This is a genomic window from Devosia sp. BK (assembly GCF_032907385.1).
Lineage (GTDB): Bacteria > Pseudomonadota > Alphaproteobacteria > Rhizobiales > Devosiaceae > Devosia.
This window is the reverse complement of the sequence record NZ_JAIMBX010000006.1, coordinates 1-18691: the sequence shown is the minus strand read 5'-3', so window position 1 is coordinate 18691 and position 18691 is coordinate 1. Positions and strand designations below refer to the sequence as shown.

At 58.9% G+C, this 18691-nt stretch carries 16 protein-coding genes; 13 read left to right on the top strand and 3 right to left on the bottom strand.

All coding sequences use genetic code 11. The features are described 5' to 3' along the window. The first annotated feature begins 5 nt into the window (after positions 1-5). The 10 genes from DevBK_RS19780 to DevBK_RS19735 all read left to right on the top strand — a co-directional run bounded on the left by DevBK_RS19780 (position 6) and on the right by DevBK_RS19735 (position 14201). Positions 6-1367, top strand: a complete 1362-nt coding sequence (locus DevBK_RS19780) for a hemolysin family protein (RefSeq protein ID WP_317186734.1) — start codon at positions 6-8, stop codon at positions 1365-1367. 4 nt (positions 1368-1371) lie between these two features. Continuing rightward, positions 1372-2391 carry a CNNM domain-containing protein gene (locus tag DevBK_RS19775; RefSeq protein WP_062629309.1) on the top strand — a complete coding sequence of 340 codons (1020 nt, stop codon included), beginning with the start codon at positions 1372-1374 and terminating at the stop codon, positions 2389-2391. A 489-nt stretch (positions 2392-2880) separates the two neighbouring features. Then, positions 2881-3174 carry a hypothetical protein gene (locus DevBK_RS19770; protein WP_061907611.1) on the top strand — a complete coding sequence of 98 codons (294 nt, stop codon included), beginning with the start codon at positions 2881-2883 and terminating at the stop codon, positions 3172-3174. 65 nt (positions 3175-3239) lie between these two features. Continuing rightward, positions 3240-4949 carry a type I secretion system permease/ATPase gene (locus DevBK_RS19765; RefSeq protein ID WP_317186733.1) on the top strand — a complete coding sequence of 570 codons (1710 nt, stop codon included), beginning with the start codon at positions 3240-3242 and terminating at the stop codon, positions 4947-4949. Then, entirely contained in the window at positions 4946-6259 is a 1314-nt protein-coding gene (locus DevBK_RS19760) for an HlyD family type I secretion periplasmic adaptor subunit (RefSeq protein WP_317186732.1), read from the top strand. Before DevBK_RS19765 ends, DevBK_RS19760 begins: the two co-directional genes overlap by 4 nt. A 10-nt stretch (positions 6260-6269) precedes the next feature. Continuing rightward, positions 6270-7178 carry a hypothetical protein gene (locus DevBK_RS19755; RefSeq protein ID WP_317186731.1) on the top strand — a complete coding sequence of 303 codons (909 nt, stop codon included), beginning with the start codon at positions 6270-6272 and terminating at the stop codon, positions 7176-7178. Positions 7179-7819: 641 nt separating this feature from the next. Further along, positions 7820-9070, top strand: coding sequence for an AAA family ATPase (locus DevBK_RS19750; protein ID WP_317186730.1), 1251 nt, complete (start codon positions 7820-7822; stop codon positions 9068-9070). A 42-nt stretch (positions 9071-9112) separates the two neighbouring features. After that, on the top strand, positions 9113-10579 hold the full coding sequence (locus tag DevBK_RS19745; protein WP_317186729.1) for a DUF6035 family protein: 1467 nt from the start codon (positions 9113-9115) through the stop codon (positions 10577-10579). Between the two features lie 1558 nt (positions 10580-12137). After that, positions 12138-12896: a DUF5131 family protein gene (locus tag DevBK_RS19740; protein WP_317186728.1), complete on the top strand. Its 759-nt coding sequence runs from the start codon at positions 12138-12140 to the stop codon at positions 12894-12896. Between the two features lie 42 nt (positions 12897-12938). Further along, positions 12939-14201 (top strand): three-Cys-motif partner protein TcmP, encoded by a 1263-nt coding sequence (locus DevBK_RS19735; protein ID WP_317186727.1) that lies wholly within the window; start codon positions 12939-12941, stop codon positions 14199-14201. Positions 14202-14225: 24 nt separating this feature from the next. Here DevBK_RS19735 and DevBK_RS19730 read toward each other — a convergent pair whose 3' ends face one another. Next, positions 14226-15167 carry a hypothetical protein gene (locus DevBK_RS19730; protein WP_317186726.1) on the bottom strand — a complete coding sequence of 314 codons (942 nt, stop codon included), beginning with the start codon at positions 15165-15167 and terminating at the stop codon, positions 14226-14228. A gap of 155 nt (positions 15168-15322) precedes the next feature. Here DevBK_RS19730 and DevBK_RS19725 point away from each other — a divergent pair, with 155 nt between their 5' ends. From DevBK_RS19725 to rhuM, 3 genes are all read left to right on the top strand, one after another. Further along, positions 15323-15781 (top strand): helix-turn-helix domain-containing protein, encoded by a 459-nt coding sequence (locus tag DevBK_RS19725; protein ID WP_317186725.1) that lies wholly within the window; start codon positions 15323-15325, stop codon positions 15779-15781. Between the two features lie 3 nt (positions 15782-15784). Beyond that, positions 15785-16375 (top strand): PIN domain-containing protein, encoded by a 591-nt coding sequence (locus DevBK_RS19720; RefSeq protein WP_317186724.1) that lies wholly within the window; start codon positions 15785-15787, stop codon positions 16373-16375. 185 nt (positions 16376-16560) lie between these two features. Beyond that, positions 16561-17589, top strand: a complete 1029-nt coding sequence (gene rhuM / locus DevBK_RS19715; protein ID WP_317186723.1) for a RhuM family protein — start codon at positions 16561-16563, stop codon at positions 17587-17589. 271 nt (positions 17590-17860) lie between these two features. On the opposite strand, the gene DevBK_RS19710 is transcribed toward rhuM, so the two are convergent. Both DevBK_RS19710 and DevBK_RS19705 read right to left on the bottom strand, forming a co-directional pair. After that, the gene (locus tag DevBK_RS19710; RefSeq protein WP_317186722.1) at positions 17861-18343 is read right to left on the bottom strand and encodes a GFA family protein; all 483 of its coding nucleotides are present in this window, start codon (positions 18341-18343) and stop codon (positions 17861-17863) included. A gap of 17 nt (positions 18344-18360) precedes the next feature. Then, on the bottom strand, positions 18361-18691 hold a 331-nt coding region (locus DevBK_RS19705), incomplete at its 5' end, for an ATP-binding protein (RefSeq protein ID WP_317186721.1).

The following is an 18691-nucleotide window of genomic DNA, read 5'->3' as shown; positions in this document are numbered from 1 at the left end:
CAGTCATGCTCGAGCCTATTCTGACGCTTCTGCTGGGGATCCTCGTGATCCTCGCCATCATCGCGGCCAATGGCTATTTTGTCGCTCAGGAATTCGCCTATATGGCGGTTGATCGCACCCGCCTGGCGGCGCAAGCGGCAAAGGGCGATGTCTCCGCCAAGCGCGCCCTGTCGGTCACGAGCCGCACAAGCTTCATGCTTTCCGGAGCGCAGCTCGGGATTACCTTGACGGGTCTTCTCGTCGGCTATGTCGCCGAGCCGCTCGTCGGGGCGTCGCTCGGCACGCTGCTGGGCGGCGTCGGTGTGCCGACCGAGGTCGGTATCGCCACCGGCACCGTGCTGGCTCTGGTGTTCGCGACAGTCGTCCAGATGATCTTTGGCGAACTTTATCCAAAGAACCTCGCTATCGCGAGCCCAGAGCCGCTGGCCCGGGCCCTCGCGGGATCGACCCTTATTTATCTCGGCGTCATGGGCTGGCTGATCAGCTTTTTCGACAAGGCGGCAAATCTCTTTTTGCGCCTCTTGCGCATTGAGCCGGTGCACGATCTCGACGTCTCGGCCTCCATCGAAGATCTGCCGCGCATCATCGCGGATTCGCGTGACAGCGGCGATCTGCCGGTCGAACTCTCGCACATGATGGAGCGCATCATCGACTTCCAGGAGCAAGATGTTGCCCATGCCATGGTGCCGCGCTCGCAGGTCGACTGGATCGGACCGGACGCGACGATCGGTGAGGTTCGTCAACTGATGGCGCATGGCCATACGCGCTATCCCGTCATCGACGATGAGGAAGCGCCATTGGGCGTCGTTCACCTTGCCGACCTGCTGACCCAACTCGACGAGGCTTCGGGCGATAAGCTCGTCAGCTCCGTCATGCGGCCGGCCGAAGTGCTATCGAGCCTCATGAGCCTTCCCGCGGCGCTGCAGCAGCTTCTCGAACGCGGCGAACAATTGGCCTGTGTGGTCGATGAATATGGTGGCTTTGCCGGCATGCTGACCCTTGAAGATATCGCCATGGAGATCGTGGGCGAGATCAAGGACGAACATGACGCCGAGATCGATGCCGTCGTCAGGCAAGAGGCCGACGGCGTGTGGGTCATGGATGGGGACGCGCCACTTGACGAAGTCGAGCGCCTGCTGGACCGGACATTGCCGCGCGGCGAGGTCGAAACCCTCGCGGGCCTCCTGATCGTCGGAGCCGGGGCCTTACCCGTTGTCGGCGACACGGTGTCGATCGTGCTGCCCAGCGATCCCGAAGAGATTGTCGATGATCATCCGATCGAGCGACGTCTGGAGCTCGAGGTTCTTGAGATCGAGCGGCATGTGCCGACGCGGGTGCGCGTCAAGCTGATCGAGAGTGCGGAGTAAGATCATGAGCGGCACATTGTTCGTAACACTCATCACGACGCTCCTGATCGTTCTGAGCGCCTTCTTCGTCATCATCGAATTTGCCCTGCTCGGCGCGCGCCGGCATCGGCTGGAAGAGCAGGCGGGCCATAGTGCTTCGGCGCGTGCCGCCCTGCGCGGCATGAACGATTTGACACTCATGCTCGCCGGCGCCCAGCTTGGCATTACGGTCTGTACCTTTGCGCTTGGCGCCATCACCAAGCCCGCGGTCGATCACTGGCTTGGGCCTAATCTTGCCGCGCTCGGCCTGCCCACTATCGTTGCGGACAGCGCTTCTTTCGCGCTCTCCATGTTCTTCGTCACCTTTCTCCATCTCGTCGTGGGCGAAATGGCGCCCAAATCCTGGGCCATCGCGCATCCCGAGCGATCCGCGATGTCGATTGGTTTGTTGGCACGCGCCTACATCTGGCCGCTGCGGCCCATTCTTGGCTGGATCAATTTCGTCGCCAATCGCCTGGTCGCTGCGAGCGGTGTCACCCCGGTCGAAAGCGCAGCGGTGGGCGGCCGGGATATGGCAACGATCCGGCAACTGGTGGAGCATTCCGCCAAAGTCGGAACGCTCGAGCCGCAGATCCAGCGGCAGATCTCAGGGCTTGTCGAGCTTGGTACCATGCCGGTGCGCGAGATCGTCCCAATCGCCCATCGCCTCGCCGCGGTGTCACCGCAGGCAACGATAGGCGAGGTTCGGCGTGTCGCGCGCGAGTCAGGCCATATGCGCATCATCATGCTGACGGAAGACCCGGCGCAGTTAAAGGTCGTCCACGTGCGCGACACCCTTTTGCGCGGTGACGACGAGCCGGCGCTCGATACAGCAAGGCCAGCGGTGACGCTCGAAGCAAAGACGCCCGTCTATGAGGCCCTGGCGAAAATGCGCGAAAACAGCGTCCAACTCGCCGTCGTTCTCGCCGAAGGCAAGGTTGGGGGGCTTGTCACTTTGGCCGACATCACCAAGCGCCTGCTGCCGGCTGGCGACGTCAGCGTATAGCAAAGTCGCTTCCGTCGCGGTTGCTCAGCCAAGATGCCGTCAGGGATCGGGGATGGCGAGAGCTATTGTCGAGATCAATGGCCCTTTGCCACCTGACCATCGTGGTAAGGCAAGTTGGGATTGAAAACAGCAGATAGCGCGGAAAAGAGAGCTTCGTAGACCGATGTGCCGCTCCAAAAAAAGCGAGCAGCCTCAGTGCTATCCAACCTCTGAACGGCACCCGTTCAATGCCTATTCCCGTCGGCTGTCACGTTTCAATTGTGGCCCTGAGCGGGCAGTTTCGCGCACAGAAACGTGAATCTGCATTTTAACTATAGATATCCAAGGCTTTGAAACCGATCACTTTTTTCGCGCCGAAATTGCCGGAACAGCGAAGACAGAAAGCGGTTATCCTCCCCGACGCCGCAACTGCGGGTCACTTACGAGCGACACTCTCAAGGGTGTAACTCCTCGCCCGACGAACGGGCAAACAGAAGAAGGAACAATCAAATGTCGATTCTTGATCAACTTCTTGGTGGTGGTGATAACGCTTCCGTCTCGAACAATTCGGACACCTCCAGCAATGAAGTCGGGGCTAGCCCAGTGCTTGGGTTCAGCCTTGATGACGTGCTCCACTCTTCGAGCACCGATGATGACGGCGACTCCTCTTCATTCACCGGTATTGGTGGCCTGAGCCTTGGCCTGGGCGCCCCGATCTATCTCGGTTCGAGCTCGTCGAGCGAAAGCTCTGACCAGCAGGTTTCGGACAGCGATAGCGGTGGTCTGCTTGGTGGCCTGCTCTAATCCAGCAACCATCACGAATTGGCGGGGTTCTTCGGAACCCCGCCTTTTCTTACCCGGAACACCTCATGGCAGCCGAAAACAAGACAAATAATGAGCTGAGCCAGGCGGTTCGCTCCCAACTGCCGCATTTTGCGGTGGCGGGCGTCTTCAGCGGCGTGATCAATCTGCTGTACCTGAGCTCGCCGCTTTATCTGATGCAGATTTATAATCGCGTCCTGGTGTCCGAAAACGTCACCACGCTGATCCTGCTTACCTTGATCCTCGTCTGCGCCCTTCTGACCATGGGCGCGCTTGACGCCTTGCGCGCGCAATTGCTGGTGCGTGCGGGCATGCGGCTCGATCGATCGCTCGCGGGGCGCGTCTTTGACGCTCTGGTGCGCAAGTCGGCGCGCTTGGGTTTTTCGAAAGGTAGCCAGACATTGCGGCAACTGGACCAGTTCCGCACCTTCATTACCGGCCCGGGCATCTATTTCGCGTTCGATCTGCCCTGGATCCCGCTCTATCTGCTGCTGCTGTTTTTCATCCATCCCGTCTTGGGCGTGGTGTCGACAGTTGGCGCTGTCATCCTCTTGCTTCTGGCTCTCGTCAACGAGCGCACGACCCGGCCCTCCTTGCGCGTCGCGGAGACCGAGGGCAACCGGGCCTATGCCTTTAGCGAAAATATTCTTCGCCATTCCGATGTCGTCGTGGCCATGGGCATGCAGCCAGCCATCGAAGGCCATTGGCAGCGCAGTCGCGACACGATGTTGGCGAGCCAAGGCATGGCAAGCGATCGCAACGCCGTTGTGTCGTCTGGCATCCGCTTTGCGCGGCTCTTGCTCCAGGCCCTGATGCTGGGCGCAGGCGCGTGGCTCGCCATCGGACAATATATCCAGCCGGCAACGATCTTTGCCGCTTCCATCATCATGGGCCGGGCTCTTGTTCCGGTTGAGCAGGGCGTTGCGACGTGGAAGCAGTTTACCGAAGCGCGGACGGCCTATCGCGAAGTTTCAAAACTGCTCGATGAGGTTCCGGGCCGGGAAGACAAGACCATCGTGCCTGCCAATCAGAACGGACTGACCGCCGAGCGCGTGTCCTTTGCTATTCCGACGCGGCCCGAACCCATCCTGCGCGATATCAGTTTTGCGATTAAGCCGGGCGAAGCGGTGGGCATTGTCGGCCCGAGCGGCTCGGGAAAATCCACCCTCGCGCGCCTCCTGATCGGGGCCATTCCAACGACGGCAGGGACGCTCTCCTTCGGCGATCTCAGCTATCGAAGCTGGGACCCGACAGTGTTCGGGCGTCAGATCGGCTACCTGCCCCAGGATGTCGGTCTTTTTGCCGGAACGGTGCGGGAAAACATCGCGCGCTTTGGCGATGCGGAAATCGAAGATATCGTCATTGCCGCCAAGAAGGCCGGCATTCATGACATGATCTTGGGGCTGCCCAAGCAATATGACACCGAACTCGGGCCCGAGGGCGTTGGCCTTTCGGGCGGTCAGCGGCAGCGGCTGGGTCTCGCGCGGGCGCTACTGGGCCAGCCCGCTTTGCTGGTGCTCGACGAGCCCAATGCCAATCTCGACACGGCGGGCGAAACCGGCCTCCGCCATGCGCTCGAGGCCTTGAAAGCGGCAGGAACCACCATCGTCCTCGTGACCCACCGCACGACCGTGCTCGAAATGGTCGATCGCATGATGTTCGTGCGCAATGGCAGGCTCGAGGTTTTTGCCAAGCCCGAAGACGTTTACCGGCACATCAAGGAGAACGTCGTCCCTGAAATGCAGGCGGCAGAATGATGACCCCTGGCGAAACGCTCAACAGCAAGTTCCTCAATCCCGGCACGCCGGCCCGCTTGGGCTTTCTCGTCATCGTGGTCTTTGCCATGGTGATGATCGGCTGGGGTGCGCTGGCGCCGCTCTCGGGAGCGGTGGTAGCCAATGGGGTCTTGCAGGCCGAAGGCGGCCGCCAGGCGGTCCAGCACCCCTATGGTGGGGTCGTCACCGAACTGCTTGTCGCCGAAGGCGATAGCGTGCGCGAAGGCGAGGTGCTGATGCGGCTTTCCGATGCCGAACCGCGCGCTCAAGTCGATGTGCTCTCGGCAGAGCGAGATACCTTGCTCGCCGCAGAGGGGCGTCTAGAGGCCGAACTGGCCGGCGCGACAGAGCCGGCTTTCCCGGACGATCTTCTGTCCCGCCGGACCGAACCAACGGTCCAGCAGGCAATGAACAACGAAATCGCGCTGATGGGGGCGCGGGGCGAGCAATTCAAGACGCGTAGAAGTGTGCTTTTGCAGCAAAAGGCCCAGCTTGACGAACGCGTCAACTCCGCTCAAGCCCAGATTGCCGGGCTCGATCAAAGGCGGGCCTCCATCGCGGGCGAGCTTGAGGACGCGCAGGCCTTGTTGGCCCAGCAATTGATCGAACGCAGCCGGGTTTTGGAACTCGAACGCTCGCTCAACGACATCGATGCCCAGGCGTCCGTGCTTCGCGCCGATATCGCGACGGCCAACAAGGCGATGGCCGAGGCGGATTTTGAAATATCGGGTCTCGACCGCGAGCGCCAATCGGCCGCGAGCGAGGACCTGCGCGCCAATCAGGCGGCGCTTGCTGCTCTCAACCCAAAACTTGCGGCGGCAGAGGATGCGCTGATGCGCACTGATGTGACGGCAACGGCCAGCGGCCGGGTTGTCGGCCTCTCCGTCATCACGGTGGGCGGTGTCGTTTCGCCCGGACAGGAACTGCTCTCGATCATCGCTTCGGATGGGCCGATGATCGTCGAAGCACAAATGCGGCTCGCCGATGTGACGGATGTGACCCCTGGCGAAGCGGCCGATATCCGGCTTCTCGCAGTGCCTGCCTCGATAAGGCCATCCCTGAGCGGTACGGTCGAGACTGTTTCGGCCGACCGTGTGATCGACGACCGCAGCGGTCAGTCGTTTTATGCGCTGCGGGTTTCGCTCGATGCGCAGCAAGTCGCCGATGCCGGGATCGACATGACGGCCGGCATGCCCGTTCAGGTGGTCATTCCCACCAAGGGACGCACGTTGATCGATTACCTCACCAGCCCGCTCCTCGATGAGGTGAGCGGCGCCTTCCGGGAACGCTAGGAGATTTCAAATGACCACTCCGCAAAAGCAAAGGCGTCAGGACGACAACCGCCAGCCCGCCCAAACCCCGCTCGCCGACGCGATCGTCCTGGGAACGGCAGCCGGCGGTCTGGTTCTGGGCACGATGCAGGCGCAAGCGGCGACGGCAGAGGCGTCGGACGTGCATACGCCGGTGCCCGGTTTGGATGTCGGCGACCACCCGGCGACAACAGGACCGGCAGCGGAATTGGACAGCGCGCAGCAGGCCGATCAGGTGGCGGCTTTGGCCCCAACCGGCATGGATGATCCAGCGCAACTAGCAGTGATGCCGGTTGAGGCAGCGCTTCCAAGCCCGATGGTCACATCGGTGGAAGATCAATTGGTCCATGAGCTGTCGCAACAGATGGCGGGTACCATCTCCAAGGTGATGGAAGGCGCAGAGCCTGGGATGAGTGCGGAAGCGTTCAGCCAGGCGATCTCCAGCGACATCGTCCAATCTGCCCAGGAAATTGTCGCGCGCCTCGATATAGGCTCGCTGCTGACCAGTAGTGATAACCTCGGCGAGACCATTCTCGCTGAGATCGATCCTGTTTCGATGGTGGACGGCATCTTGGGTGCCACCGCAAACCTGGCCGATACGATATTGACCGATGTCGGCGCCCTGCCATCCGAAATTTTGGGCGGGACCATTGGCGATCTCGCCGACCTGCCATCGGCCCTTTTGGGCAATGAGGGACCAGAGGGCTCGGATGGATTGCTCTCAGACTTGTTCTATGCCGATGGAGGCAGCGATAGCTTGGCTATACCTGACCTCAGTGATGCAGCGTCGTCGCTCGTGGCAGACGTCGGCAGTTCGGTGGGCGGACTTTTGGGCTTGAGCTACACCGATGTTCCGGACCTCGCCGGCTCCCACGGCTTGAACGCCCTGAGCCTTCTTTAAGGCTGGATTTCAATGCGAGACGGCAAACCCGAGCGATAATCCGACATCGGGTAAGGCCTGAGGACTGGAGCGGGTGAAGGGAATCGAACTAATCGAAAAAACAAATCACATCAGCGGTTTAAATGGAAACAGCGAGTGACTTGTAGGCCAGGCTGTGGCGCAATTTGTAGCACAGAAACTTCGCAGTCGTGTTCATTTAAGTTAACCATAAAAGCCAATGAGGCGTGACAATCTCAAACGCGGTGTCACCGTAGGAGCCGAGTCCACACGGACTTATGGCCACTAGAAGGGCGGCCGCCAGGTTGCTTGCAACAATCCTGACGGCCTGACCAGGTGACCATCACCCTGCGATAACAGGAGAGGCCAGATGGCTGACCGTATGTACGGCTGCGATAAGATTCGCGGCAACCCTTCTCTTCTCGATCATTGCGACCTTGGGTCGACTGGATGGCATGGCGCGTGTGCAAGTCACAGCGCCTGGCTGGTATCGGCGCGCGGTTAGCCGCTTCATCCCCTGCGCATCTCTGCTGACTGACCTCGGGCTCTTCGCTTGAGCCAGCATAGCTGCGCGTCCAGTTTTCAACGAGCCCCGCTTTGCGTCTTCGGACGCCACGGCTTGGCTTGTCCTATCGAGGGTCAACATGACGAAACTTGCAAAAAATCCAAAAATGTCGCAGCCCGGGTCGAACGACGACGCTGATGCGACGGATCAGGACAACACTCCTACATCGACGAACACACCGCTGTTCAAGCCCCGGCCTCAGGGGGACGATTACATCGAGCCACTCGATCTTGGCGATGACCTCGGGGATTTCGGAGAAGAACGTCTGCATCCTTCTTCGCTCGCTGATCAGGGAGACGAAGAGGCGCTTAAACCAGCACGCTGGACAATGCTATTTCCCGATGAGTTCGAGGAGGATGATCTCGACCGTGAAAGTCGCGCCCTGAGCCAGTTGGACGTGGGCAAGCCGCGCACGGTGCATCTGACGTCGGGACCTGTCACCTATATGCGCCTGACTGACGCTATTCAAAAACGCGAACGCGCTAGTGCTTTATCACAAGACGAGGATGGAACTCACCGTCTTCAACAGGCCGCTCTCAGACTGGAGGCCGACACACCAGTCAAACTGATCGGTCCGCCAACCGAGCACGCAATCGATATGGCCATCAGCGCTGCCTATGGTCGTGCACCGGCCTTTGCCTCGGTCCTGCAGTCGATCCGAGATAGCGCATATCTCAGCCTCAAGCGCGGCGCCAATTTCTTCCATTTTCGGCCGCAGTTGATCGTGTCGCCCCCTGGATTGGGCAAGACCACACTGGTGCGCCTCCTCTCCGATGCCTGCGCCTTACCGATCATCCACCTCGATGGTGCGACGATGATGACAACCGTCGATTTGACGGGTGGTGATGCGGTTTATCGCTCGTCACGGCCTGGCGCCATTCTGCAGGGATTGCTTGAGCACCGCATCGGCAATCCGATCGTGGCCTTCGACGAGATCGATAAAGTCTCCGACATGAGCCAAAGCGCCCATGAGAACCCGGCAGAAGCTTTGTTGCCGTTTCTCGAGCACTCGACCGCAGGACGCGTCCGCGAGCATTTTGCCCAATTCGATCTCGATCTGCGCTTCCTTAACTGGATCCTTCTCGCCAACGACATCGACAAAGTGCCCAAGACCGTCCGGGACCGGTGCAAGGTGACTCAGATCCCGCCCCTTAAGCCGGAAGATCTAGTCGCAGTGGCCGAGGCCGAGCTTCGCCGCCGACATCTTGAGCCAGAACTGCTCGGTCAGTTGAGCCGGGCCTGTGCCAACGGTCAGATCAAGAGCCTACGCAAGCTCAACAAGGCCCTCGATGCGGCGGAAGCGACGCTGCGCCGGCCGCGGCTTCACTAGCCAGTCTTTTTGCCAAAAATCCAAAAAACGTCGGAATTTTAGATGAGCACCACTTCTCAAACCTCCACTGTCCCAGCACCAGTTCACAGCAATAGGACAACGTCCCGCCGGTCCGGCGTGGGTCCTGCTGGCTCGGTCAATCGCAAGACGCGTCGCGCCATCAAGAAGGTCATCGATGCGCGGGGAACCGAGCCGATCGTTGTCCCGGTCGACGCCGTACTCGACGGCCTGACCGCCGTCGATCTCACGTCCGTCCGGCGCGATATTGCCGAACAGCGTGCGCAAGCCAACATTATGTTCCGCTGCGCGCAGTGCAACAGCCCCGTCTACATTGCTGTCAGCCCTGCGACATCAACCAGTGACGGGCGCGGCACCTTCTTCAAGCACTTTGGCGGCACGCCAGCGGAGTGCAACTGGCGCACTCCACACGTCTTGCGGTCGATCGGCGCCAGTCAGTTCGGCGGGCTTCAAGAGGGCGAGCCGCATTACCGGCTCAAGATGTGTCTCGCCGACAGCATTCGCTGTGATCCGGATTTTTCCGAACCGATCGTGGATACCGAATACATCAAGATCGGCGATGGGCACCGCAGGCCCGATGTGTTCACGATCTACAAGGACAACCAAAGGATCGCGTTTGAGCTACAGTTGGCACGTCTGCCGATTACGACGATCATTGAACGCAGCGCCGCCTATCGCAAAGCTGGAATTACGCTTGTTTGGGTAACCAGCGCTCATGAACTAGCCCTGCTCAACAACCAGAGCTTTCGGGACATTTATCTTCGTTCTGGTGGTCGGATCTTCGCCGTCGATGCCGCGAGCTATCTGCGATCGGAAGAGACCAGTACCTTTCATTTGCGGGAGCTTTCGCTCCAGCCAACCATCCAGCACCCCTTCTCGATTTATAACCGCTGGCGCAGCCGCATGGTGGGGCCGGATGGTATCCTGATGCGGGAGGGCCAGCGACACGCTGAGGGGCAGCGGGATTATGCGACGGCGCTCGCTGAGCAACTACAAGCCAAGGCGCCGGGGCTGGGCGAGAAGATCGCGCGGGCCGTTGCTTCGGGATCAGACCTGGGCCTCGTGGCACCAGAATGGAGCGCTTTGGCCAAGCTGGTGGGCGGACGGGACCTCAGACAGTCGATCCAGGACGAGCTGCCTCGCGTTCTGCGCTGGTTGCAGGCGGTCGAGCGGCTCAATGCTGCCCAAGGGGAAGAGACAAGAGCGGCTGGTAAGATTGTCGCCGCCTGCGCCGCGACCATCATCACTGCTCGGACCGGTAAGCACTGGGTTCCGATAATCGAGCACGTTGCTGCGGCAGTGCCGTCAGTCACATCAGTGCTCAGCACAGAATTCCGCTCCAAGATGATGAGGCTTAAGGCCTCTCCTGGCAAGTTGCATCCGTTTCACGCCTATCACCGGCACATGATCTCGGCGCTGCACCCCTGGCTGTCTTTTTGGCTTCTGGCAAAAGCCCCTGCGGGATTGGCGCCGCACCCGCGCCTGACGTAAAAATCGAGCTTAGCCCTTGTTCCGCAAGTGTTCTGCTTCTGGCTCATCCGAGAGCCAGAAGCAGATCGGCTCCGTTTCTCCGCTCGACCGATGTCTCGGGGAAACCGACCCGTAGCGGCCGGCAAGCCGGCCTTCTCGGGGACGGAAGGGATCGTTGATCCCTTCAGACGTGCCGTTCCGGCAGCCATTCGTCGAAAGAAAGAAGATCTGAGCGAGAGGTTGACGCCAGAGATGTCCGCCCATCCTTTCCCACCCCAGCTTCCACCGAAGCTGGGGCAAGCGCCGCAGGCGCGAGCGGACAGATCTGGGGTCAAGTCTGCCCTCTGGCCCCTTCCTCAAAATGTGCGCTCTTTGCGCACGCGACGCAACACCACACATCTGGTCCAGCACTAGCGGACCAGATCAGGCCTAGCAGCATTATGAGGAAGGGAAGGGCAGACGACCTCTGGCGTAAAATTGTTCAACGGCTTTCGCGAACACTTTAGACGAAAGCGAAATGGCTTCTGTCGGCCCCCTTTACGTCATTCGGACCTGAACCCGCGGAATGTTCGCTCACGTTGGCAGATCGCCGAGAGCTGCCGGTCAGCTTTCGCCCCGTTCCCGAAATAACGTCGCCACAGAGAGACGGGTTTTGCTGACATCTTTTTGCAATTCGGATGGCGTAAACGGGTCGCGGTCAGTCAGGCCTTTTGTTGGCAATGTGGGTAACGACCAGATCTCTCAGGTTTGCTAGGAGACTCGCACTAAAAGATCGGCAAAAAGATCGGCAATTTTATCAGCCGATATCGAAATTCTATCTTTAAAAACAATACTTTAAATAGCTGAAAAGATCGGCAAAAACAATCGCCGTAAAGCACCCCTGCTAAGGGTGCGAGATGCTGCGAGCCTCGCAGGAGGTGAGGCCACGCACGATCCAGCTGCAACTTGAGCGCTTCTTTTCCGGAATGCCGAGCAAGCGGTTGAATGGTCGCGATCGGCGAAAACCTCCGCGCCGTCCAATATAATGTTTCGTATAAAACATGGTCCTCAAGCTAGCTAGCTAGCTGGCTTGCTGCAGTTAACTGGGCTGAAGCAGAAAGCGGGCTGGCAGGGTTCGGCCCCAATTATGCCGTCAGTGGTTCGGGCGCAAATGGCCATGTTGGGGCAATGCTGCAGCCCGTGCAACTAGTAGGGGCGCACTTTCGCCGCACGATTTTAGACAACGGCCGCCAGAGAGGCGATATCGACAACCACATTTTCCCTTTGGGCTTTTAATTGGTTCGAGACAGGGCAGGGCGGTGGCCTTATTTTTGATAGCGCCTTCTGCCAGGCACCATGCGCTTCTTCGATCCCGGCGCGGAGGACAAGGACGGGCTCCGCAGCAGACGGGCAGCTTCGGGCGCCCACAGTCGCGCCTGTCGCTGCTGGCGGGAATGGGGCCGATAGCGGACTGGCGGCTTTTAGTTCTCAAGTCTCAAATAGCGGACGGTCCAAGTTGACGCGCCGTGCTCGCATCGGAGCCTCATTGGCATGGTTTGTTTACGCCAAGTGACCATGATGAGGAGAGGAGACAGCTAAAATGGCCGAAACCTCAATCGAATGGACTGACGCGACGTGGAACCCAGTTGCCGGTTGCACCATCGCTACCGCCGGTTGCACCAACTGCTATGCGATGCGTATGGCAGCGCGACTCGAAGCGATGGGCGTCGACAAGTACGTTGGAACCACACGGAAAAGCGGCGGACGGGCCAAGTGGACCGGAAAGATTGTACTGGACCCTGGCGCGTTGGCAGCACCTACGACGTGGAGGAAACCGCGCAAGGTTTTCGTCAACTCGATGTCCGACCTGTTCCATCCTGATGTCCCGGTGGACTTCATCTCGCAGGTATGGGTCACGATGGCGGCCACGCCGCACCATACCTACCAGATACTGACCAAGCGGCCCGAGCGGATGGCCGAGGTGCTGTCGGTCGCTGAGTTCGAGGTTCTCCCCAACGTCTGGCTGGGCACCAGCGTCGAGGACGGTCGGGTTGTGCATCGACTTGATAGTCTTCGTCAGGTACCCGCTGCCGTTAGGTTCGTATCGTTCGAGCCACTGATTGGATCTGTCGCTGGCGCAGAACTCCTCGATATCCATTGGGCGATTGTCGGAGGGGAGTCTGGGCCCGACGCGCGCCCAATAAATCCGACTTGGGTCGACGAGATCCACGACGCCTGCCGCAGGGCCGGTAGTGCATTCTTCTTCAAGCAGTGGGGCGGTAAGAACAAGAAGGCCACTGGTAGAACCTATCGCGACCAAACGTGGGATGAACTGCCGACATTCAGTCCCGCTTGCTAAAGTGCAGATTTCATGGAGTCATGCGCCACCGGGAGGCATCGCATGGCAAGAGACGGCTTTCGATGGGTAGTCGGCCAAGCAGCGCCGAAGATTGAGAGCCACAGCAATGCCAAGCTCGAACTGCTTGCAGCCTATCTAGATCGGTACTTTGAGACCGTCGCCTCCCAGCCCCAGATCGACAACATCGCCATCACGCTCGTCGATGGCTTCTCTGGTGGTGGGCAATATCAGAGGTATGGCGAAGAGAGGCCTGGCTCTCCTCTGGTCTTGCTGGAGGCGGTTAACAGAGCGCAGACACACCTGAACGTTGAGCGGCGGAAGCCTCTCAGCCTCGATGCTAAGTTCTATTTTGTCGATGCTGAAAAAAGTGCCATCGGCTACTTGCAGCAGACCCTGATCGACAAGGGTTATGGTGATGACATCAAGTCGGGCCGTATAGTTTTGCTCCGTGGTGAGTTTGAGAAACAGTGGGAAGAAGTGCTTGCCGGCATCCGATCGCGGCAGCGCGCCGGCAGATCCTTATTCGTTTTGGATCAGAAAGGGTGGAACAAGGTCCAGTTTACGACGATCCGAACCATCTTGTCGGACCTGCCAAAGGCGGAGGTGCTACTGACCTTCGCGGTCGACTGGTTGATGTCGTATCTGAATGAAGGGACGGCCTTCGCTTTGGCAATGTCTAAGGCGGGGTTCCACGGCAAGCAGGTTGCCGAATATCTTGAGGCGCGCGGCGCACCTGGATATCAGTACTTTATACCCCGTCTCCTCGCACGAGACATCCAAGAGCTTACCGGCGCTCCCTTCTTCACTCCCTTCTTCCTGAGGTCGAAACAGGCCGATCGCGATCTATGGCTTGTTCACCTGTCCAAAATAGTCACGGCGCGAAATGTGATGGTTGAGAGCCATTGGTCAGTAGGTAACACATCCCAGCATAGAGGACCCGCCGGCCTAAACATGCTTGGGTTCGATCCGCACTGGGAGGATGGCGCAGCCCTTGATTTTGGGTTCGATGCCAGGGCCTCGGCAGACATCCGGTTGGCTATGGCCGACGAACTTCCGTATCGCATTGAGGCTATGGAGCGAGGGGGCGTTCCTACGGTCATGCAGGTGATAGGGCAGATCGCTAATCAAACCGCCGCCACTCGGGACCAGATCGAAGAGACGATTAAACTTCTGCATGGGGAGAAGCAGATCGAACTTTTAAATTCGGACGGAGCCCCACGACGAAAGTCATCTAGGCCGGTAAGCTCTGACTTCATCAGACTGTCCCGACAGCTGATTATCCCGGGGTCAACTGTTCCGCGGTAAATCTGGCCGCCGGCCGGCAGCGCGCTAGTCGTCTCGATCGCCCATGTTCGCGTGATAGGCGCAAAGTTCGCTGTTGTCCCATGACACAGTGTCAGGCGTTAAGGCCTCCCCACAGATGGCGCATTCGCCCAGAACCTCTCCGCACCAAACACATCCCTCGCCGTCGACGTAGGCCGTCACGCCGCACTCCGGACAGGCAGCTAATGGCGAGCTCTCGCCGTCCCTGGCAGCATGATAGATGTCGTTGCTGAGGTACTCAGCAAGAGATTCCTCCACTAATCTTTGGCCTCCGTTCGTCTCGCCGCAGGCCCTGCATCGGCATGCCATATCTTGATGGTCGGTATTGGTTGGGACCGTCTGGCTGACCATTGGTGACTTGCAGTCAGGACAGATACGCGGGACAGCCGCCAGGTAATCACCATCCCAAGCAATTGCGTCGAACGTTGCGCGGCAAGCGTCGACCTCTCGATCGAACAATTCCCGTACTTGCAGCATTCCCAACCAAGCGTCTCCAAGTACAGCGGCCGGCTCCAGCTCGATGCTGTCGAAAAGTTGGACCACAACCGGGAAGGCGCGCGCAATCACCTCGCGAACCTGTTCGGAGGAGTGCTGGTGACTGCTGTGTTCAATTTCGTTGCGAACGGATGCCAAGCGTCTCAACGCCGGTTGATCGACCGTGACACCGAAGTCACGCAAACGCGGACCCAGATTGGTGAAGTCGATGGTATTGTTGCTCGCCACCATCTCAACACCACCTTGCCCGTCTGGACGAAGGTCAATTCTGGCGGCAATCACAGCTCTTTCGTCGGCGTTCGGCGCCTTGGAAATGAGGGCCTGCTTCGCCAACAGCAGTATGCCGGCGAAGAAGTTTCTTGCCGCCGACGAGGCACGGCGGGGGTCATTGGCGTGGTAATCCTCCACGCCTAGCTGCAACGCCTCCACGGCATTCTCGATAAGTGTTGGCATGCTTCACCTGGGTATGACGATTACCTTGCCCGCCCATTCGCCAGGCCAGTAACCGATTTCATCGACAATAGCGCAACCGGCGGCCATTTCGTCCGTTTCGTTTATTGCGTTTACTGCGAATATCAGTTAAAAGCAAATTCTAACGGAGCACACCAATGACCATGCCAGCTTTTGCCCAGGAACTCGGTGGCCGCTTGCCTTCAGACGGCGAGAGGGCCGCCGCCAATCAACTCAGGAAACTACTTGCCGCGCAATCTGCAGGCGATGCGAAATTGCGCGTTGTCGACGAGGAGACCCGCCAGCCGACCGAGATAACTTTAACCCCAGGTTTGTCCAATCTACTGATGGAGCTTTTGCGCCATGTCGGTAGAGGGGACGCGGTGACGCTTGTGCCTGTCAGCCAGATGCTCACCACACAGCAAGCCGCCGACATTCTCAACGTCTCGCGTCCGTTTCTCATCTCGCTCCTCGAGAAGGGGGACATCGAGTTCACCAGCGTGGGAAGACATCGCCGGGTTAAAGCCGAGCATCTGTTCGAGTACAAACGGAAGCGCGATGAGCGCCGAAGTGGAGCTTTGTCGGATTTGGCGGCCGAGGATGCGGAGTATCTTTAGACCTTGTTTGCTAACCGGTTCACAGCATTCGTAGACGCATGCGCCTTAGCCGGTGCGCTGAAGCGAAATCTTTTGCTCACATTGGCGGAGGCGGATTTCTTTCGCCTTCGCTGGTCGTCAACGGTGCTCGACGAGACCCAGGCGGCCATCGAGAAGATTCTGCTGGAGAAGGGGGCGCCCGACGCTGAAGCGAGGGCGCGGCGTGCGCGGGCTAGCATGGAGGTCGCGTTTGAGGATGCACAGGTAGAGGATTTCGAGAAATTCCTGTGCGTCTGTGAGGGGCTGCCGGATCCCGACGACGCCCATGTACTGGCAGCGGCACTCAAGACCCAGGCAGCCGTCATAGTGACGGATAATTTGAAAGACTTTCCGGCCGAACTGATCAAACCATTGAATATTGAGGTGAGATCGACTGACGCATTTCTTGCAGACACCATCATGCTCGACACAGGTCGCGCAGTGGCCGCAATTCGCAAGATGCGCGAACGTTTCAAAAGACCGGAAAAAACCGCGGAAGCGATGTTTCTGGATATGGAGGCATCGGGACTGACCGAGACCGTCGATGCGTTGCGAGCTCACGTTCTCTCGCTCTAATCGACGCATGCTACCGATGCTTGACGCAAGTTAGGAATCGGCAGGGAATAGAAAAGGCCCGACAACCTGGGGAGGAGCGGGCCTAATCCGTAATCGTCTTTTGGACGACCGTTTGCACAGGCACCTTGAATCTAATCGAGGGGCCAGGTCAAGGCCAAAAGACACGTACATAAAGGTGTCTTTATATGACTGACGACAAAAAGCCCGGCATCGTCGCCGGGATCAAGGACGCACTGAAGAAGGTGCGGAACTTTGGGCGCAGCGCCATCGATGCGTTTGCGAAGTTTAAACCAGACGACAGCACCGAGATCGACTTCTCCGTCGACTTTGGATCGGACACGATATGGGCGACGCAGGACCAGATCGCGGCCGTGTTCCAAAAGGACAAGTCGGGCATCGCCAAGCACATAAAGGCAATCATCGACGAGGGTGAGCTCAACGAAGATCAAGTTATGGAGAAATTTGCCACAACTGGTCCGGATGGCAAAACCTACCAGGTAGCGCACTACAATCTTGATATGATCTTGTCGGTCGGCTACCGAACCAATGGTCCGCGCGCTACTGCCTTCCGCAAATGGGCAAGCACCGTTTTGAAGGGCTTCATCGAGGACGGGTATGCCCTAAATGGCAAACGCCTGAACTCTGACCCTGCGGCGCTGCTCAAGTTGGCGCAGACGGTCCGGTCGATCCGGACTTCCGAGAAGAACCTCTACTCGCAGGTGCGAGAGACCTTCAAGGAATGCGCTATCGACTACGACACAAAGAGCAACACCGCGCGGACGTTCTTCGCCACGAGCCAGGATGTCTTCCACTATGCGGCATCGGAAAAGACGGCCATCGAGATCATCATGAGCCGTGCCGATGCCACGAAGCCGAACATGGGTATGACTACGGTTGGCAATAAGATGCCCACCGCTGCCGATGTCACCGTCGCCAAGAACTACTGCACCGAGGCCGAACTTCGCAAAATGGAACTGATCGGCGAAGCTTGGTTGCTCTATGCCGAGGGCATGGCGATGCAGAACAAGCAGGTTTCGCAGCAGCGCTTGCTCGACAAGCTGACAGATCTCGTCGCCACACACGAGTTCCCAGTCTTCCCCGGCTACAGGCGCGGTGGACCTAGCCGCGATGCGGCCAATGACCATGCAAAGGCGCAACTGCAGTTGTTTAAGAAAACGGGCAATGAGCTGCCCGCCGTTGGATTCAACCGCTAACCGCAGTCCCGAAGCACGAAATCGATCCTGGGCACCGGTTCTGAACAGGGCCCAGGTAGGCCGGAAACAGCGTTCGGCGGATATCCGCTCTACCACCTCGAGACCATCTCCTTGACTTCTAGGGCCTAAGCCAGCGGCGCCGCGCTCTACCCACCCTGTTCCCCATTTAGTGAGTGGCAGTGGGCCCTTCGTTGGCAGTTCTTGCGCTCTTCGTGATGCCAGTAACAAGGAAGGCGCCGCCGGCAAGATCGAACAGGATCAGCAAATGGGGTCAGCAGGTCAGTAGCCCGAAAAGGGTGGTCACTGCTCCCGTCCCCATATCAGAAGTTGCAGGCTCGTCGTCTGTCGCTGGTAGGATAGCATTTTGACGTTGCGGAATGCGGCAGCCGAGAGAACCTGATGATTCGGCGGGCAATGGCAACGGCCGCTTTCGGGAAATGTTTGGTTGACCTTGAGCGGCCGAAATGGGGCGCGTTTCAGTCGTCAGTGATTTTGCAGAATGCGGCAGTGCGAGCGTTAGATTGTGGCTCCCATCACCACGGTTGCGCAAAGATTGTTCCATGGTGAAGCTCGGCAGCCAACGCTCGCGGCGCACTGTCCATAACTCACACGTGGGCGTGAAACGGTTGATTTCGTCCAGCGTCCCTAATGGCACCTCGACTTCATTCTCCCACCGAGCAAAAACCGAAGACCCACATACAGGGCAGAAATGGCGGTTGTTGATTTCCGCCGAGAAGTGACCCTGGCTTTCCATTTAGAAGTGACCCGCCTTTAGTTCTGTTCTGCGGTAGGTGTGGTGGTCAAGGATCTGGTTTTCTCCTTTGGCTTTGATGGCGGGTGTGCCGAGCTGTTTTTGAAGCGGAAGCTGTCGTTTCCCGTCTCAAGGATGTGGCAGTGATGTGTGAGCCGGTCGAGCAGTGCCGTGGTCATCTTGGCGTCACCGAAGACGCTGGCCCATTCGCTGAAGCTGAGATTGGTAGTGATGACGACGCTGGTATGCTCGTAGAGCCTGCTGAGCAGGTGGAAGAGCAAGGCGCCACCTGAAGCGCTGAACGGCAGGTATCCCAGCTCGTCGAGAATGACGAGATCGGCATAAGCGAGG